This window comes from Parafilimonas terrae, assembly GCF_900115755.1.
GTDB lineage: Bacteria > Bacteroidota > Bacteroidia > Chitinophagales > Chitinophagaceae > Parafilimonas > Parafilimonas terrae.
This window is the reverse complement of sequence record NZ_FOXQ01000012.1, coordinates 37,905-55,504: the sequence shown is the minus strand read 5'-3', so window position 1 is coordinate 55,504 and position 17,600 is coordinate 37,905. Positions and strand designations below refer to the sequence as shown.

Annotated in this window: 13 protein-coding genes; 8 read left to right on the top strand and 5 right to left on the bottom strand. The window is 42.0% G+C overall.

Going from position 1 to position 17,600, the window contains the following annotated elements; genetic code table 11:
- Window positions 1-35: 35 nt before the first annotated feature.
- Window positions 36-4,331: a DNA-directed RNA polymerase subunit beta' gene (rpoC, locus tag BM015_RS16910; protein ID WP_090661323.1), complete on the bottom strand. Its 4,296-nt coding sequence runs from the start codon at window positions 4,329-4,331 to the stop codon at window positions 36-38.
- A 389-nt stretch (window positions 4,332-4,720) separates the two neighbouring features.
- Here rpoC and BM015_RS16905 point away from each other — a divergent pair, with 389 nt between their 5' ends.
- Window positions 4,721-4,960: a hypothetical protein gene (locus BM015_RS16905; protein WP_090661320.1), complete on the top strand. Its 240-nt coding sequence runs from the start codon at window positions 4,721-4,723 to the stop codon at window positions 4,958-4,960.
- Window positions 4,961-4,990: 30 nt separating this feature from the next.
- On the opposite strand, the gene BM015_RS16900 is transcribed toward BM015_RS16905, so the two are convergent.
- From BM015_RS16900 to BM015_RS16890, 3 genes are all read right to left on the bottom strand, one after another.
- On the bottom strand, window positions 4,991-6,391 hold the full coding sequence (locus BM015_RS16900) for a S41 family peptidase (protein WP_090661317.1): 1,401 nt from the start codon (window positions 6,389-6,391) through the stop codon (window positions 4,991-4,993).
- Window positions 6,392-6,565: 174 nt separating this feature from the next.
- Window positions 6,566-7,381 (bottom strand): alpha/beta hydrolase, encoded by an 816-nt coding sequence (locus tag BM015_RS16895; protein ID WP_090661314.1) that lies wholly within the window; start codon window positions 7,379-7,381, stop codon window positions 6,566-6,568.
- 251 nt (window positions 7,382-7,632) lie between these two features.
- Entirely contained in the window at window positions 7,633-8,892 is a 1,260-nt protein-coding gene (locus BM015_RS16890) for an aminotransferase class I/II-fold pyridoxal phosphate-dependent enzyme (RefSeq protein WP_090661312.1), read from the bottom strand.
- Between the two features lie 402 nt (window positions 8,893-9,294).
- Here BM015_RS16890 and BM015_RS16880 point away from each other — a divergent pair, with 402 nt between their 5' ends.
- From BM015_RS16880 to BM015_RS21435, 5 genes are all read left to right on the top strand, one after another.
- The gene (locus tag BM015_RS16880) at window positions 9,295-9,894 is read left to right on the top strand and encodes a DUF3347 domain-containing protein (RefSeq protein ID WP_090661306.1); all 600 of its coding nucleotides are present in this window, start codon (window positions 9,295-9,297) and stop codon (window positions 9,892-9,894) included.
- A gap of 3 nt (window positions 9,895-9,897) precedes the next feature.
- Window positions 9,898-12,255 carry a TonB-dependent receptor gene (locus tag BM015_RS16875; RefSeq protein WP_090661303.1) on the top strand — a complete coding sequence of 786 codons (2,358 nt, stop codon included), beginning with the start codon at window positions 9,898-9,900 and terminating at the stop codon, window positions 12,253-12,255.
- A gap of 183 nt (window positions 12,256-12,438) precedes the next feature.
- Window positions 12,439-13,380: a hypothetical protein gene (locus BM015_RS16870; protein ID WP_090661300.1), complete on the top strand. Its 942-nt coding sequence runs from the start codon at window positions 12,439-12,441 to the stop codon at window positions 13,378-13,380.
- 263 nt (window positions 13,381-13,643) lie between these two features.
- The gene (locus tag BM015_RS16865; protein ID WP_143075905.1) at window positions 13,644-14,246 is read left to right on the top strand and encodes a hypothetical protein; all 603 of its coding nucleotides are present in this window, start codon (window positions 13,644-13,646) and stop codon (window positions 14,244-14,246) included.
- Window positions 14,247-14,332: 86 nt separating this feature from the next.
- Window positions 14,333-14,713, top strand: a complete 381-nt coding sequence (locus tag BM015_RS21435; RefSeq protein WP_177191945.1) for a hypothetical protein — start codon at window positions 14,333-14,335, stop codon at window positions 14,711-14,713.
- Window positions 14,714-14,748: 35 nt separating this feature from the next.
- Here BM015_RS21435 and BM015_RS16855 read toward each other — a convergent pair whose 3' ends face one another.
- Window positions 14,749-15,078 (bottom strand): hypothetical protein, encoded by a 330-nt coding sequence (locus BM015_RS16855; protein ID WP_090661292.1) that lies wholly within the window; start codon window positions 15,076-15,078, stop codon window positions 14,749-14,751.
- 185 nt (window positions 15,079-15,263) lie between these two features.
- On the opposite strand from BM015_RS16855, the gene BM015_RS21895 reads away from it, so the two are divergent.
- Both BM015_RS21895 and BM015_RS16845 read left to right on the top strand, forming a co-directional pair.
- On the top strand, window positions 15,264-15,884 hold the full coding sequence (locus BM015_RS21895) for a DUF1801 domain-containing protein (RefSeq protein WP_090661291.1): 621 nt from the start codon (window positions 15,264-15,266) through the stop codon (window positions 15,882-15,884).
- Between the two features lie 161 nt (window positions 15,885-16,045).
- Window positions 16,046-17,551 (top strand): S26 family signal peptidase, encoded by a 1,506-nt coding sequence (locus BM015_RS16845; protein WP_090661288.1) that lies wholly within the window; start codon window positions 16,046-16,048, stop codon window positions 17,549-17,551.
- The last annotated feature ends 49 nt before the right edge of the window (window positions 17,552-17,600 follow it).

The window sequence follows — 17,600 nt, the reverse complement described above, 5'->3', positions numbered from 1 at the left end:
TCGCTCCCTGCTTTTTCTTTTATTGATTTGAACAATTACTCTTCTTCATCAAAATTCATTGCCTCACGTGTAGTGGTGAGTAATTCATATTCTTCCTTGCTTCCTACAATCATATTTTCAAATTCACGTAAACCACTGCCTGCAGGAATTAAGTGACCGGTAATTACGTTTTCTTTCAAACCAAGCATGTCATCGCTCTTGCCGTTTATGGCTGCAGAACTTAATACTTTGGTTGTTTCCTGGAATGATGCGGCTGATATCCAGCTTTGCACACCCAGGGAAGCTTTTGTAATACCAAGAAGAACGGGCCTTGCAGTTGCGGGTTCGGCGTCCCTCACTTCCACCAGCTTCTTATCTGAACGGCGCAAAACAGAGTTTTCTTCCCTTAATTCACGCAGCGAGATAATCTGGCCTGAGCGGAGTTTTGAGCTTTCACCTGCATCAGTAACCACTTTCTTTTCAAAGAGGCGGTCATTTTCTTCAATGAAGTCAAACCTGTCTTCTAAATCTTCTTCCAGGAATTTGCTGTCGCCTGCATCTACAATTTCAATTTTCTTCATCATCTGGCGAACGATAACTTCAATGTGCTTGTCGTTAATACGCACACCCTGCAAACGGTAAACTTCCTGTATTTCATTCACAACATATTCCTGAACGGCAAAAGGCCCTTTAATTGCTAGAATGTCAGCAGGTGCAATTTGCCCGTCACTCAGCGGTGTTCCGGCTTTTACAAAGTCGCCATCCTGAACAAGAATTTGCCTTGTAAGCGGAACGAGGTATTTTTTGATAATACCATCCCTTGCTTCCACGATGATCTCACGGTTACCGCGTTTTACATTACCAAAAGCTACCACACCGTCAATTTCAGAAACAATGGCAGGATTGCTCGGGTTTCTTGCTTCGAACAATTCCGTTACACGTGGAAGACCCCCTGTGATATCGCCTGATTTACGAAGCGTTCTCGGTATTTTTACAATTACATCGCCCGCAGCTACCGCATCGCCTTCTTCAAGGATCAAGCGGCTGCCAACCGGCAGGTTATAAGATTTTGTATCCTTTGCTCCTTCAACCATTATTGAAGGTATCTTGGTTTTATCTTTTGTTTCGATAACCACTTTATCGCGGTGGCCTGTTTGTTCATCAGCTTCTTCGCGGTAAGTGATACCTTCCAGTACATTTTCAAACTTAACCGTACCTGGAATTTCAGCAACAACAACATTGTTGAATGGATCCCATGTACAGATAGTATCGCCTTTCTTCACTTCCTGCCCGTCTTTTACTGCAAGCACAGAACCGTAAGGAATGTTATTGGTAATAAGCAGGCGGTCGTTTTTCATATCCATGATACGCACTTCACCTGTACGGCCAATTACAACCTGTATTTTATTGCCTTCGTTGTTTACTGCCTGAACACTGCGCAATCCATCAAAATGAATGGTACCGTCAAATTTTGCAGTTAATGCAGATTCAATAGAAGCACCACCTGCAACACCACCTACGTGGAAGGTACGCAGTGTAAGCTGTGTGCCCGGCTCACCAATTGACTGTGCGGCGATAATGCCTACTGCATCACCACGCTGCGCCAAGTAACCGGTAGCAAGGTTTTTACCATAACATTTTACACACACACCACGTTTGCTTTCGCAGGTTAATACTGAACGAATTTCAACGCTTTCAATGCCTGATTCATCAATGCGTTTAGCAACTTCAGGAGAAATTTCTTCACCCGCTTTAATAATCAGTTCTTCTGTATGCGGATCATATACGTCATGTAATGAAGTACGGCCCTGTATGCGGTCGCCTAAAGACTCAATTACCTCTTCATTATCTTTTAATGCTGATGTTGCAATGCCGCGCAATGTGCCACAATCTTCTTCAGATATAACCACATCCTGCGCCACATCCACCAAACGACGTGTTAAGTAACCGGCATCAGCTGTTTTCAACGCAGTATCGGCCAAACCTTTACGGGCGCCGTGTGTTGAGATAAAGTAATCCAATACGTTCAAGCCGCCTTTAAAGTTGGAAAGAATCGGGTTTTCAATTACTTCAGAACCGGTAGAGCCGCTTTTTCTTGGTTTCGCCATCAATCCGCGGATACCTACAAGCTGTTTTACCTGTGTTTTAGAACCACGGGCGCCGGAATCAAGCATCATATAAACAGAGTTGAAACCGTGTTTATCTCTTGCCATTTCCTGGATCAGCGATTCGGTAATGCGCATATCCACGCGGCCCCATATATCAATAACCTGGTTATACCTTTCATTATTGGTGATAAGGCCCATGTTATAGCTTTCGCGTATGTCTTCCACTTCAGATTTTGCATTTTCGATCATTTCGCTCCTTACATCAGGTACAATCAAATCGTTTACACTGAAGCTTAAGCCGCCGCGGAAGGCCATGCGGAAACCAAGGGTTTTAATATCATCAAGGAATTTCGCAGATTTTGGAATATCTGTTATTTTGATGATATCACCGATAATTTCACGAAGGTTTTTCTTGGTTAGTAATGCATTGATGTAACCAACTTCCTGCGGAACAAACTGGTTAAACATTACGCGGCCAACAGTTGTTTCAATTAGTTTTTTAACAATGTTGCCATTCTTTTCGCGTACTTCCGTGCGCACTTTAATGTGTGCATGAAGATCAACTTTGCCTTCGTTGTAGGCAATCATTACTTCTTCAAGGCTGTAGAAAGCTTTGCCTTCACCTTTTACAGGTTCTTCCGGCGTACCTTTTTTACCTTTTGTAATATAATAAAGGCCCAATACCATGTCCTGTGAAGGAAGGGTGATTGGTGTGCCGTTTTGCGGGTTAAGAATGTTATGCGAAGACAACATTAATAACTGTGCTTCCAAAATGGCGGCATTGCTCAACGGAACATGCACCGCCATCTGGTCACCATCAAAGTCGGCGTTGAACGCTGTGGTTACCAACGGGTGCAATTGTATCGCTTTACCTTCTACCAGTTTAGGCTGAAAAGCCTGGATGGATAAACGGTGAAGCGTGGGGGCGCGGTTAAGCATAACCGGGTGCCCTTTCAATATATTTTCAAGAATATCCCAAACAACAGCATCCTTTCTGTCCACTAATTTCTTGGCAGATTTTACTGTTTTTACAATACCCCTTTCAATTAATTTTCTAATGATAAATGGCTTAAACAACTCAGCAGCCATATCTTTTGGTAAACCGCACTCGTGCATTTTCAATTCAGGGCCCACCACGATTACAGAACGGCCTGAATAGTCAACACGTTTACCCAACAGGTTCTGGCGGAAACGGCCTTGCTTGCCTTTCAGCACATCACTCAGAGATTTTAAGGCGCGGCCACCTTCAGCTTTAACGGCGTTTGATTTTCTTGAGTTATCAAACAGGCTGTCAACAGCTTCCTGCAGCATACGCTTTTCGTTACGTAAGATTACCTCAGGCGCTTTAATTTCCAGCAAGCGTTTTAAACGGTTGTTACGGATGATTACACGGCGGTAAAGATCGTTCAGGTCAGAAGATGCAAAACGGCCGCCATCCAAAGGAACCAGCGGACGCAATTCCGGCGGAATAACCGGTATATATTGCATTACCATCCATTCAGGATTGTTGCTGATTCTTGTGCCGGCATCACGAAAAGCTTCCACCACGCTCAAACGCTTTAAAGCATCTGCTTTACGTTGCTGGGAAGTTTCATTAGCTGCAGCGTTTCTTAAAGTATAGCTAAGTTCATCCAGGTTAATGCGGGCCAGCAGGTCATGCACAGCCTCAGCACCCATCTTGGCAATAAACTTCTGCGGGTCTTCATCCGGCAGGTATTGATTGTCTTTTGGCAGGTTATCAATTATGTCAAGGTATTCTTCTTCCGTTAAAAGATCGCCGGTTTGCAAACCTTTATCTTCACGAATACCCGGCTGAATAACTGCATATCTTTCGTAATACACAATTGTTTCAAGCTTTTTAGAGCTTACGCCCAATAAGTATCCGATTTTGTTGGGAAGGCTTTTGAAGTACCAAATGTGTACTACCGGTACCACCAGCTTAATATGCCCCATTCTTTCACGGCGAACTTTCTTTTCAGTTACCTCTACACCGCAACGGTCGCAAACAATGCCTTTGTACCTGATTCTTTTATACTTGCCGCAGGCGCACTCGTAATCTTTTACAGGTCCGAAAATGCGCTCACAAAACAAACCATCGCGCTCTGGCTTGTAGGTGCGGTAATTGATAGTTTCAGGTTTTAAAACTTCACCAAAGCTGCGTTCCAAAATACTATCGGGAGAGGCAAGACCAATAGTTATTTTTGAAAAATTGGCTTTGGGACGATTTTCTTTTTTGATAGCCATATTGAAATTTCAATTTTTCTGATGATTTGTTTTTTGAATTTTTGGTTACCGGCTTTAGTATTTCATGGCATTCTGCCGCGGCGGATCAACTCCTTTGGGCAACATAACTTTACTTAGCTATTGCCAAATAACAATTAATTGTTTGTGATGATGTAAAAATGAAAAGCGAAAGGCGGTTCAATACTCCAAAAAACATAAGTCGGCAAAGGTAATATAATTTGCCAAAAAAATTTGTTTTTATTGCAAAGCCTTCTTAAAATTTAGGCCGAAGATAACTTCTGATTTTACCGGCAATGCTTTTTCTGCATCCGCCACTTAAAATTTCGATTTAAATACTGTTAAAATTCTGCGATACCATTACTTTACTCTTGCAGCTAAGTCTTAAAAACATGAACAAAATACTTTTATCAATTATATTCCTTCTATTTTCAGCAGTAATGGCAAACGCCCAAACCACTGAGAAAAGAATGAGCCCGATGCAGAAGGAGCAAGCTGCCAAAGCCGATGTATATATAGCTAACTTAAAAAAGAAGATTTCAGACAGCACTCAATTTGTTATAAAAGATTCTGCCACTATTGCCATTAAGCAAGAAAAAAATTGCCGGTTTAAAAAGAAAAAAAGCCCCTGAACCAGGAGCTTTTTTATATGCAAACAGAATTTATCTGCGCAGTAATTTTTCTTTTGCAACGGCGCCTGTAAATACAGTCCTCGACTGTATTTTTTTATTAATAGCCCTTACATTTCTGCTAACTGCTGCATTGGATATATTGCCATTACCATTATTAGCATAACCAAATACTCCCGTTTGAATATAGGTAAGAACAGAATGCAGGCAATTCTCCTCTGTATCTCCCCAATCCTTATCAAGCCCATCCCAGGTGGGATGATCTATGGTAAAACCATCAAAATAATTACCATAGCCATTTTTATTAACCGTTTTGAATGAAATAGGGAAAGTGTACCAGTCGCCCACGGGTATGGGGAAGAAACCTACCGGTTTTCCATAAGTGTTATATGCCGGGCCAACCAATTTTTCTTCCACAAAAGGGCTTAAAGCATTTATTAATAACTCGCTGGCTGATGCCGTGTTATCAGAAACAATAAAATATATCTTATCAATATTTAAACTCCCGAGCTTTTTATATAACGCCGTGGTATTAAAATCAGTATAGTTGGCATTAAATGTTTCTGTGTACATCACCTGGTTGTTACTGGCCACAGGTGCAAGATAGTTAGCCAGTTTTTCGGCCATACTTACATAACCGCCGCCATTATAGCGAAGGTCAACGATCATTTCACTTACATTTTTAGACTGAAAGCCGCTGAAAATACGACTAAACTCAGTATAAATAGCCGTTGTATCACCAAGGAAGGAATTAAGTGCCAGGTAACCCACTTGTTTGCCGTTTACAGCGTACACAGAATCTGCAAATATGGGGTGCGTTTGATAAGTGCCGGCATGCAGCGTAAGTTCCGTTGCACTGCCATCGGGTTTTTTAAAAGTAAACCTGGTGCTTTCACTGTAAAATACAGCATCCACTATGCGGTTAATGGTAGCGGCATTTGTGTCAATCTGCGAATTGCCGTTTATTTTTAATATCTGCCACCCTCTCTTTATACCAGCCATCCCTGAAGGCGATGCCACTTCAGCATATTTCACCCGCAGGTCTGTGGGCGTGTTAAAAAATACACTCATACCAAAATCTTCCGCCACGCCGGTGCTCACATTATCCCATTCATCCTGTTTTACAGCAAAACTGAAACGGTCAACCGGGTCTGCAAACCCGGTTTCATGGCTGTACTGGCGAATAGCTTCCATTTCTTCAACCGGGCTTGCATAAGAACGGGCGTCAAAATTTGCAGGTATTTGTGTATTCCATAAATACACATCCTGGCAAATAAGCAGCACGGTATCTTTTACAAGATCATCCGCCGAAGGCGTTTGAGAACCGGTGGAATCGTCGGGCGGGGTAGCATTGGTATCGTCAATACTTTTTTGGCAGGAAGCAAAAAACAATATGGTTATTGCAAACAGGGCAGCACTGGAGATTTTTCTCATATAAAATGGATATTAAATTTGTAGAGCGTAAAATGCAGTTTTGTATTTTCAAATATAAGCACAAACTTATTCCGGAATGTAGCCATAAATTAAGCTGATAATTACCTGGTCCAGGGTTTAACGGCCAATTGACCAAATTATTTTGCTGAGGTTTGAACTGTAAGAATTAAATGCCTATTGTTTAGGCCAGGCCCATTCCAAAAAATAAGGGAAAGCCCTCGCCCAAGTTGGCACATCGTGATGGCCGCCTTCCAGTTCAAGGTATTTTACCGAATCATTTGTATAGCCTTTTTTACCTAATTCTGCAATCAGGTCAAGCGTATCATCAATGGAATCAATAATGCCGTTTTTATTGCGGTCGGCAATTTCATCCAAAGCCCCGCATTCAAAAAAGAACTTCAGCCAGGCATAATAACCACCTTCTTTTACCTGCCTGTGCATAAGGCGGTGCCGGTTATCATCATAGCCTTCATTATAACCTTTACTGCGCCACCACAGCGAGCCGCTGAAAACGCCCACATTGGCAAATTCCTGCGGATGGTTCCATACAATATCCAGCGCACTCAGCCCGCCAAGCGAAAAACCGGCAAAGGATTTCTCCTTAAACTCCGGAACATTGTATGTTTTGCGTATAAGCGGCAATAATTCCGTAAAAACAAAATCGGTATAAGCCCCGGCCTTTGCGCCACGGCCTTTATAATCCGGCTGGCTGGCAACGCCATATTCCATTTTACGGTTTTCGCCGCAATGAATGCCAACGCACAGCACTGGTTCTATCTTATTTTCCTGCAGTAAATCATTTAAAATATCTTCAAAAGGCATTTTGGGCAAATCCTGCCCGTCGTTTATCAGCAGCAGGCTCATATTTTCCGGTTCGATTACATTAGTGGGAAGATAAGCATCAATAATAACCTCTCTTTCCAGCAGTTTTGAATTGATTACGGAACGCTCAATAAGAATGTTAGTTAATGTGGCTTTGCTGCTCTCCATAAAAAATCAAATATAAGGGAATGGTTTGCTGAATTAAAAATCAAATAATCCACCGGAAAATAAAAAGAGGCCGCCGTGGCCTCTTTTGTATATAAGAATGTTTGGTAACGCTCAATAATTAATATTCAATAATCAATAATCATTTTGCGAACGCTTATAATTGAACATTGATTATTGAACATTGACTATTGTATATTTTTTAAAAACTTAATAATAATACCTGCTCACAGCTCATCACTCACACCAGGCCCTCATCTCGCTTCTGCCATCTGCACAATATCTTCCACCTTATAAGCGCCGGCATCTAATTTCTGTTTTGTTTCGCTGAAGGCATTCAATGTGGCTTCAATATCTTCATTGGTATGCGCTGCCGTGGGAATTAAGCGGTAAATAATATGCCCTTTGGGAATTACAGGGTAAACCACTATAGAACAAAATATGCCATAGTTTTCGCGAAGGTCGGTAACCATTGCAGTGGCTTCGGGCACGCCGCCTTTCATATAAACCGGTGTAACTACCGAATCGGTTTTGCCAATATCAAACCCTTTTTCTTTTAAACCGTTTTGCAGTTTAAGGGCATTCTTCCAAAGCCTTTCTTTTAATTCAGGCATGGAGCGCAGCATGGCAAGCCTTTTTAAATTGCCTATTACAAACGGCATGGGAAGGCTTTTGGCAAATATCTGCGAGCGAATGTTATAGCGGATGAAATCTATAATTTCCACGGGGCCGGCCATAAATGCGCCAATGGAAGCCATTGATTTGGCAAAAGTGGAAAAGTAAAGGTCAATACCATCCTGGCAGCCCTGCTCTTCGCCGGCGCCGGCGCCTGTTTTGCCCAGTGTGCCAAAGCCATGCGCATCATCCACCAGCAGCCTGAACTGGTATTTATCTTTCAGCGCCACAATTTCTTTTAGTTTGCCCTGGTCTCCGGCCATGCCAAACACGCCTTCCGTAATTACTAAAATGCCGCCCTGTTTTTGTTTTTCAACCAGCGCCACGGCGCGCTGCAATTGCTTTTCGCAATCTTCCACATCATTATGGCGGTACACATACCGGTGGCCGGGGTGCAGCCTTAGCCCGTCAATAATACAGGCATGCGATTCTGCGTCGTACACAATTACATCGTGCCGGCCGCAAAGCGTATCAATAGCGCTCATAATGCCCTGGTAGCCGTAGTTTAAAAGAATTGCGTCTTCCTTATGTTCAAATTCAGCCAGTTCTTTTTCAAGCTGTTCATGGTAAATGCTGTTGCCGCTCATCATGCGGGCGCCCATAGGGTAGGCAAGGCCAAAACCGGCCGTAGCTTCTGTATCTGCCTTGCGTATTTCGGGGTGGTTGGCAAGCCCCAGGTAGTTATTTAAACTCCAAACAATTACTTCTTTACCGCGAAACTGCATGCGGTTGCCAATTTCTCCTTCCAGCTTTGGAAAAGTGTAATATCCGTGGGAACGGTTGCGATGTTCGCCAATAGGGCCATAATTTTTAATTAGCCTTTCAAATATATCTGCCATTATAAACTGTTTTCAATTTTGTGATGATAGCAAGAGTTGAAAAAAACCGTGCAAATTTAATGGATTGAAATGTATATGGTTTCAAACTGTTACATAAGAGGTGCATAAAATATGAAAAAATGTGCTTATGGGTTAGAAGCTGTTTTGAACTATTACCCTTTATATCGGGAAAGATTTCCGGGATTTCCCGTAACCCGCCCAGGCTTGACAATTATTGAATCAGAAAGTGATAGCCACAGATGCACAGATATTATCTGTGCATCTGTGGCTATAATAAAACTTATCAAACAGAGCCTTCCGTAAGCCTTATTATGGCAAACAAACAGTGGCAAACATGCGAATGCCCGTTAAAAGGTGACCTTAAATAAGTTTGCCGTTACCTTTGCCAAAAACCTGTAGATAATGCAATTGAAATATGCCGTTACCGCTTTGTTTTTCATGTTTATAATAATGGCCTGCAACAATAAACCTGCGGAAAATAAAACGCCTGACGTAAAAATATCCGTAAGCAAAAACACCGACTCCTTTAATGTGGCTTTTGACAGCGTAATGGTGAACTACGACAGCCTGCTCACGGCTTTTATTAACTGGGACACCGTTGCCGTCGATAAATATGCCACCGCTTTGCAGCTTTCTTTAATAAGTGTGCCTTACGAACAAATGCCCGATGAGGACGCAGCCTCCAAAGCCACCGGCATTGCCCAAAATGCTGCCGGTGCATTGCAAACTTTAATCAACATTGACTCTATTAATAACAAGCGCCGCTTTTTTTACACCGCATCTGAAGGCCTTTATCACCTTATAAAAACAACCGGTTACGATAAAGCGGTTATTTATCATAAAAAATGCCCCATGGCTTTTGACGATGAGCGTGAAGGCTGGTGGATTTCAACCAAAAAAGACATTGATAACCCTTATTTGGGCAAGTTTCATCCTAAATACAGGAATGCCATGCTGGAATGCGGTATTATTGAAGACTCCATCAATAATATGCAACAGTAAATTATGCGGGCAGCCTTTATTCTTACCTTATTGCTCACTGCTTCGCAGCTTTTTGCGCAGCAAAAATTCACCTGGAAGGGTTATGTGAAGGATTCCCTCTCCGGAGAAACCTTAATTAACGCCAGCATACTGGTAAACAGCGAAAATCGTGGCGTGGCCACCAATCAATACGGCTATTTTTCCATCACTTTGCCCGCCGGTAATTATAAACTCATCTTTTCCTTCGTTGGTTACACCCCAAAAGTGATTGATGCGGATTTTAGTAAAGATGTTTCGCAGGATATTCTGCTCGTGCCCACCGCCGCCGCCATGCAGGATGTGGTGGTAACCACCGCCGCGCAAAAAAGGCTGAACAATGTAAAGAGCGCACAGATGGGGCAGGTGGATTTAAGCATTAATACGGTGAAATCCCTGCCTGCTTTTATGGGCGAAACGGATATTCTTAAAACATTACAGCTATTACCGGGCGTGCGCAACGCCGGCGAGGGCAATAGCGGCTTTTATGTACGCGGCGGCGGCCCCGATCAGAACCTTATTTTATTAGATGAGGCCGTGGTATATAACAGCGGCCACCTTTTTGGCTTTTTTTCGGTGTTTAATTCCGATGCGGTGAAGAACCTCAGCTTAATTAAGGGCGGAATGCCCCCGCAATATGGCGGCAGGCTCTCTTCCGTTATTGATATTGCCATGAAAGAGGGCAATGTAAACAAAACACAGGTGGATGCAGGCATTGGTTTAATAGCATCCCGCTTTTCTATACAGGGCCCCATCATTAAAAACAAGGCTTCTTACATTATTTCTGCCAGGAGAACATATATTGATGTGCTGATGCAGCCATTTATTAAGAAAAGCAGCAGCTATTATGGTTCGGGCTACTATTTTTATGACCTGAATGCCAAGGTTAACTATCAAATTTCCAATAATGACCACCTTTATCTGAGCGGTTATTTCGGAAGGGACAAGTTTAAGTTCAATAATGCCCTTCGTTCGTTCAGCACCACCATTCCCTGGGGCAACAGCACGGCCACTTTTCGCTGGAACCACAGTTTCAGCAAGAAATTATTCTCCAATGTTTCCCTTATTTACAATGATTATAAGTTTGATTTCCTTGGCAAACAGGATGATTTCAAAATTGGCCTTTCTTCCGGCATTAAAGACTGGAGCGCCAAGGCCGATGTGGACTATTTTGCCTCTACTTCGCACAAAATAAAGTTTGGCGGGCAATATATCTACCATACTTTCTTCCCCAGCGTTGCCAGCGGCAGCCAGGATTCCATTGTTTTTGCCCCGGCCAACACGCAACGCAAGTTTGCCAACGAATTTGGCCTGTATATACAGGATGATTGGGACGTAACCAACCATATTAAGATCAATTACGGCGTGCGTTTCAGCGCTTTTCAGCAGGTGGGCCCTTATACAGCCTTTACTACTGATGCCAATGGCAATAAACTGGACAGCACCGTGTATAACCGCGGCCGGAACGTGAAAACTTACAGCGGTTTTGAGCCGAGGATTACCATTCGTTACGGGGTTAATAACAATAGTTCCATAAAAGCTTCCGTAACGCGCAACCTTCAGTACATACACCTCGTGAGCAATGCCGGAACCACCTTGCCCACCGATATTTGGGTACCTTCTACTTACCGGGTGCAGCCGCAGGATGGCATTTTATACGCTGCGGGCTACTTTAGAAACTTTGCCAGCAACATGTTTGAGACATCACTGGAGGTTTATTACAAAACAATGAAGCACCAGATAGAATATAAAGAGGGATATACGCCCGGTTTGGCCGATCCCGAGGAAAGTTTTGTGTTTGGAAAGGGCTGGAGCTATGGCAGCGAGCTGTTTATTAATAAAGTAAAAGGCAGGCTTACCGGCTGGGTGGGTTATACGCTCTCCTGGACGTGGCGGCGCTTCCCGGCATTGAATGAAGGCAATAAATATCCCAGCAAATACGACCGCCGCCACGATCTTTCCATTGTGGGCATTTATGAGCTCTCGTCCAAATGGAAACTTTCTTCCACTTTTGTTTTTGGTACGGGCAATGCCACCTCGCTGCCGGAGCGTTTTTACTTTGTGGATGGCACGCTTACGCAGGAATTCAGCACCATTAATGCTTATCGCATGAAACCTTACCACCGCCTTGACCTTGCAGCCACTTATACGCCCAAACAAAAGAAACCGCGCAAGTATAAAGGCAGTTGGGTGTTTAGCATTTACAATGCTTACAGCCGGCAAAACCCATATTTCTACTATTTTGACCAGGATGGCTCCCTTACCGACGGCAGTTTAAAGGTTTCGGCCAAACAGGTGTCGCTGTTCCCCATTATTCCCGCCATTACGTGGAATGTTCGTTTTTAAGAATGATTATAATTGAAGTATAGCCACAGATGCACAGATATTTATCTGTGCATCTGTGGCAAAAAAAATAAATTTTTATATTCAATAAATTTCTAAATTTGGTTATCAACTAACGATTTAAATAACCCAGGCCAAACATATACCTGCAAACCTATTATATCACTAAACCAACAATCCATTATTATGGCACGACTAACTATTCCCGAGGACTTTAACAGCCAGGTTACACTCCTCAACAATATTATTGCCCAAAACACGGCGCTTGGCACGAGCAGCCCGCTCACCGCTTTCCTGGTGCAGCAAAATATTGTGCTAACCAACGATGAAGCGGCGGCCACAGCGGCACAAACGCACGATGCTGCCCGCGCCCTGCTTAAAAAGCAAAGTGAAAATTACCGCCAGTTGCGCGATAATTATTTTACGGCGCCCTGGGCGCACCTTACCGGCAGTGTTCAGTTCCTGAAAACCTTTTATAAAGGCAATACCAAAGAACTGGGCAACTGGGGCATAACCATTACCGACAGCGGCAAAGTGAATTACCCCGCCGCCTTCACACAACGCAGTGCGGTGTTCATTACTTTCACCGCCAAACACAACAGTTACCCCGATAACAGCAGCCCTTTGCAGCCTTTTCTCACGCTGCAAAACATAAACCTGGATGCAGACAGCGCATTGGTGGAACAAGCTACTACAAATAACACCAGCTTTACCGCAACCGCCCAGCAAAGCGAGAATGAAACGGAACTGCGTAACCAAATTTGGATGCCTGTGCTGACGCACATAAAAACAATAGGTAATTACTTAATGAAATTGTTCAGTAACAACCAAAAAGCGCTGGGCAACTGGGGTTTTGTGGTGGATGAAAACACGCAAAAGGCGAGGTTGCGGACGAGTAAACTGAAACCGGGGGAAACTTCGGTTTACGCTGGGTTAATTGTAGGCGGTAGTATTACCAATATTGGTACAGTTGACATTCATTTATACAAAGGGGAAACAACTACAGGAACACCAAGCATCATACATGTGGGCGAGCAGTTTGGACTTGTAAAAGGTTATAGCACTGTGACTGTTGTAAACCCGTCAACACTTATTGAAGCAAAATTTACGGCATTAAGTGCGCATTAAATGAATAAAGCAAGCAGGAAAATGAATTAAATAGCCAAAGAAATGAACAGAATAAGCAGAAAAATGAATAAAAATGTCGGAAAAATGAACAAAATAAGCTGATAAATGAATAAAAAAGACGGAAAAATGAACAGAATAATCGAATAAATGAATTAAAAATGCAGAAAAATGAATAAAATAATTGAAAAAATGAACAGGTTCGACAGATTAACGAACAAGAATTTGGATAAAACAGGCAGAACACCAACTACGCAAATTGAATTATGATGAAACAGGGATTTTCGGGTTATATGAGGATTGCATTTTTAACCATCATTGGTGCGTTTGCACTTTCCGGCAGCATGGCGCAGCACATATATGTCGATACCATAACCTATGCGGGTACGTTGAAATTCAAAAAAGGAAATATATATTATAAAAGAATTAAAGCCGTTGCAGGAAGCCTTAATGGCAGCTTTGTTATGCATGACCCGGAACCTTATCCTGAAGATGAAACCCTTTTATTGTTTGATGAAGCCAACAATTGTATATTAAACTTTAAATTAAATGAAGTATTGGCTGACCATGAAGATGCAACTATTATGACAACGGAGTGTTTGTTTACAGATACTTCGTTAATACTAACGCGTTATAGCTACTGGAATGGGCTTTGTAATGGTTGCCAGGTGGGTATAGAACATTTTACATATGGTTTTAATAATGCCGGTGTATTTTGTCTTAAAGACAGCAGTTCTGCATTTACTTATGATCCAAAAGAGAAACTAAAACTTTCAAAAAAAGATAAAAGCAATTTCCGCCGGGTATTAATACAATCGCCCATTTTAGATGAAACAGACAGAAAAAAGCTTTATGAATACCTGGAATGATGGAACGATGTGGGGATAATATAAAATGCTTTTACAGGTTCATATTATATAACATAAATTAATAGGTTAACGCAACTTTTATGACGATGTTACAACTCCCACCAACCATAAGAACTGCCGGGCTGCATGAAGTGCCGAAGCAAGGGGACATTTTGGATAGAATTGCTGAAAGTAAAATAGCAAATATTGTTGAGGGATTTATTTTTCGCAATAATGAAACTCAGCTCGTCGAAGTATTCCGGAAGTCTCGGCGAAGTTTGCAACTTCGCCGTCTCTATATTAAAGTTTGTAACTTTTCTTCAGCATTAAAGCAATACACAAAAAAGTTTAAAACTTCAGCATACCACAAGCGAAGTTGCAAACTTCGCTTAGCTTTCGCTTCATCAATATGCATTTCTTTATCGGTTGGCGTTCCACCAACCGAAATATCTGTAAATAAAAAAGGCCGTTTCAAACAAAAAATCTGAAACGGCCTTTTTCATTGTAACTGTTAGCTGCTTAATTATTGTTTAGAGGCCGGGCTTGCAGATGAAGCTGCTTTCTTATCTTTCTTTTCAATCTTTTTGGTTGATTTAACGGCTTTCTTGTCGGCTTTTACCTGCTTTTTGTCTTGCTTCTTTACAGTAGCGGAAGATTTTTTAGCAGCGTCTTCTTTCTTCTTAGCCTTATCGCTTGCTAAGGTGGCTTTGGAACTGGCGGTGGCGGCTTCATCATTTTTCACCGCGGTGGTTTGGGTGGCGGGTTTATGGTTTTTGGATGCAGTGAAGGGAGTTTGTGCAAAAACGGAAAGTGAGAACATTGCACAGGCAATTAATAAAAGATTCTTTTTCATAAATAAAAAAATTTGTTGCCTTGACGAAAGCCTTAAATGCCGGTTTAAAAAATGTTTTTACATTCAGAAACATTTAACGTTCCATCATGCGGGCAGGTTAGCAGCAACAGTTTGTGACGCTGTGTTTTTGCATCGGCAATAATTTAAAATTTTAATGTAGCTTACTTTTTAAATAACCATGTATAATGCCGGTTGCTAAAAACATTGATGAATATATTTCAGCATTTCCAAGCAATGTGCAAAAGCTTTTAAAGCAAATGCGCAGTACTATTAAAAAGGCTGCGCCGCAGGCAGCAGAAACGATTAGTTATGCTATGCCCACATTTACATTAAACGGTAACCTTGTGCATTTTGCAGGATATAAAAATCATATTGGGTTTTACCCGGCGCCATCCGGTATTGAAGCGTTTAAAAAAGAGCTGAGTGTGTATGCCGGCGCAAAAGGTTCTGTTCAGTTTCCGCTGGATAAGCCATTGCCGCTTGAACTTATAACAAAGATTGTTGCATTCAGGGTGGCAGAAAATATGGAAAAGGCTTTAAAGAAAACAAGTAAGCAATCAACTAAAAAAGCTGCCGCTGCGGAAACCGGTAAATCAAAACAACAAAAAGCTTTGCTTCAAAATAATTTCTTATCAATGCTGCCTGCGCCCGCAAGGCGTGCTTTGGAAAGCAATGGCATCAATAGTTTGAAGAAGCTTTCGCAGCTTACGGAAAAGGCTGTATTATCTTTTCATGGCATGGGGCCATCTTCTATTCCAAAACTTAAAGAAGCTTTACAGGCTGAAGGATTATCATTCAAAAAATAATGCTGAATTTGTTTATTATTCATCATCTTACTCCCTGGATTTACCTTGCAATAACCGGCTGCATTGTATTATAAACGCTAAACATATTTAAGAAAACTTTACTTTGCTTAATTGCAGTTGCATAATTAGAACATTATTTTTGTTGCCTTTAAAATAAAATTATGGGTTGGATCTTATTTATAATCGGAACCATTGGCTGGCATATAGGTGTTTATGGCTTGTTTAAAAAAGCTGGTATTGCTTCGTGGAAAGCCTTTGTGCCGTTTTATAATACCTGGTGCATGGTTGAAGTAACAGGTATAAAAAAAGTTTGGTTCTGGTTGCAGTTTATTCCAATCCTGGGCCAGTTTGTTACCATATGGATAACCATCATTTTTGTAATGCACTTCGGGCAATTCACCCTTTTGCAGCATGCTGCGCTGGTATTCCTGCCTTTTATCTATCTGCCTTATATCGGTTTTTCGAAAGATGTAAGATGGGGCGGTAAAGAAGTAATGAAGCATTATAAAAAATCTGCGGCAAGGGAATGGGTTGATGCCGCTGTTTTTGCCGTGGTGGCTGCAACGCTTATACGCACTTTTATTTTTGAAGCTTATACCATACCTTCTGAAAGTATGGAGAAAACCTTGCTTATAAATGACTTCCTGTTTGTAAGTAAATGGAGTTATGGTGCAAGGCTTCCGGCAACGCCGTTAAGCTTTCCCTTTGTGCATAATACTATGCCGGGCATGCCCACAACGCCATCTTATTTAAAATGGATAGAACTGCCTTATAAACGGTTGCCGGGTTATACATCCATAAAAAGAAATGATGTGGTGGTGTTTAATGTGCCTGCGGGCGATACCATCATTAACCTGGAAGGGTATGGCAGCAAGATTTTGTATTATGATGTATTGCGTGAGCAGTTTAATGGCAACCGCGATGCTTTAAATGCTACCTACCCGGTTATTGTTCATCCTTTTGATAAAACCGATAATTATATAAAACGATGTGTGGGTGTGCCGGGCGATGTGATACAAAACAAAGAGGGTGTATTGTATGTAAATAACCAGCCGGCCTTTGTGGCGCCGGCTTCGCAGATTGATTATATGGTTGAAACGAATGGCACTATTTTCAGCCCGCAGTTTTTACAGGATTCTTTGGATATGGATATTGAGAACAACGACCAGGTGCAGGTGGACGCCAGCCAGAAAATATATTACATGAACCTTACGCCGGAAAAGGCCGCTATTGTAAAACGACAGCCCAATGTTAAGAGCATTTCAATCTATGCACTAACCGATGTAACCACGCATACATTTCCGTTTGATACGGCTAATTTTAGATGGTCGCTTGATAATTACGGGCCGCTGCAAATTCCCAAAGCCGGGGCAACTATTACATTAACGCCGCAGAATATTGCTTTGTATGAAAGGCTTATTACAACGTATGAACATAATAAGCTGGAATATGCCAATGGCAGTTATGTTATCAATGGCAAACCCACCAATAATTATACATTTAAATATAACTATTACTGGATGATGGGAGATAACCGCCACCGCAGCCAGGACAGCCGTTTCTGGGGTTTTGTGCCCGAAACACATATTGTGGGCAAGGCTTCTTTAATATGGTTTAGCTGGGACAAAGGGCCGCGATGGAACCGGTTGTTTAAATCCATTCATTAAAATTATAAATGGCATTAAAGTAAAAGGGGCAAATAAAATATTCGCCCCT

What these genes read in the sequence shown, in the direction of transcription:
- BM015_RS16855 (WP_090661292.1), bottom strand. Translation starts at nt 15,078, where the DNA reads ATGAAAAAGAATCTTTTATTAATTGCCTGTGCAATGTTCTCACTTTCC.
- BM015_RS16900 (WP_090661317.1), bottom strand. Translation starts at nt 6,391, where the DNA reads ATGAGAAAAATCTCCAGTGCTGCCCTGTTTGCAATAACCATATTGTTT.
- BM015_RS16895 (WP_090661314.1), bottom strand. Translation starts at nt 7,381, where the DNA reads ATGGAGAGCAGCAAAGCCACATTAACTAACATTCTTATTGAGCGTTCC.
- BM015_RS16880 (WP_090661306.1), top strand. Translation starts at nt 9,295, where the DNA reads ATGCAATTGAAATATGCCGTTACCGCTTTGTTTTTCATGTTTATAATA.
- BM015_RS21895 (WP_090661291.1), top strand. Translation starts at nt 15,264, where the DNA reads ATGCCGGTTGCTAAAAACATTGATGAATATATTTCAGCATTTCCAAGC.
- BM015_RS16865 (WP_143075905.1), top strand. Translation starts at nt 13,644, where the DNA reads ATGATGAAACAGGGATTTTCGGGTTATATGAGGATTGCATTTTTAACC.
- BM015_RS16870 (WP_090661300.1), top strand. Translation starts at nt 12,439, where the DNA reads ATGGCACGACTAACTATTCCCGAGGACTTTAACAGCCAGGTTACACTC.
- BM015_RS21435 (WP_177191945.1), top strand. Translation starts at nt 14,333, where the DNA reads ATGTTACAACTCCCACCAACCATAAGAACTGCCGGGCTGCATGAAGTG.
- BM015_RS16905 (WP_090661320.1), top strand. Translation starts at nt 4,721, where the DNA reads ATGAACAAAATACTTTTATCAATTATATTCCTTCTATTTTCAGCAGTA.
- BM015_RS16890 (WP_090661312.1), bottom strand. Translation starts at nt 8,892, where the DNA reads ATGGCAGATATATTTGAAAGGCTAATTAAAAATTATGGCCCTATTGGC.
- rpoC (WP_090661323.1), bottom strand. Translation starts at nt 4,331, where the DNA reads ATGGCTATCAAAAAAGAAAATCGTCCCAAAGCCAATTTTTCAAAAATA.
- BM015_RS16845 (WP_090661288.1), top strand. Translation starts at nt 16,046, where the DNA reads ATGGGTTGGATCTTATTTATAATCGGAACCATTGGCTGGCATATAGGT.
- BM015_RS16875 (WP_090661303.1), top strand. Translation starts at nt 9,898, where the DNA reads ATGCGGGCAGCCTTTATTCTTACCTTATTGCTCACTGCTTCGCAGCTT.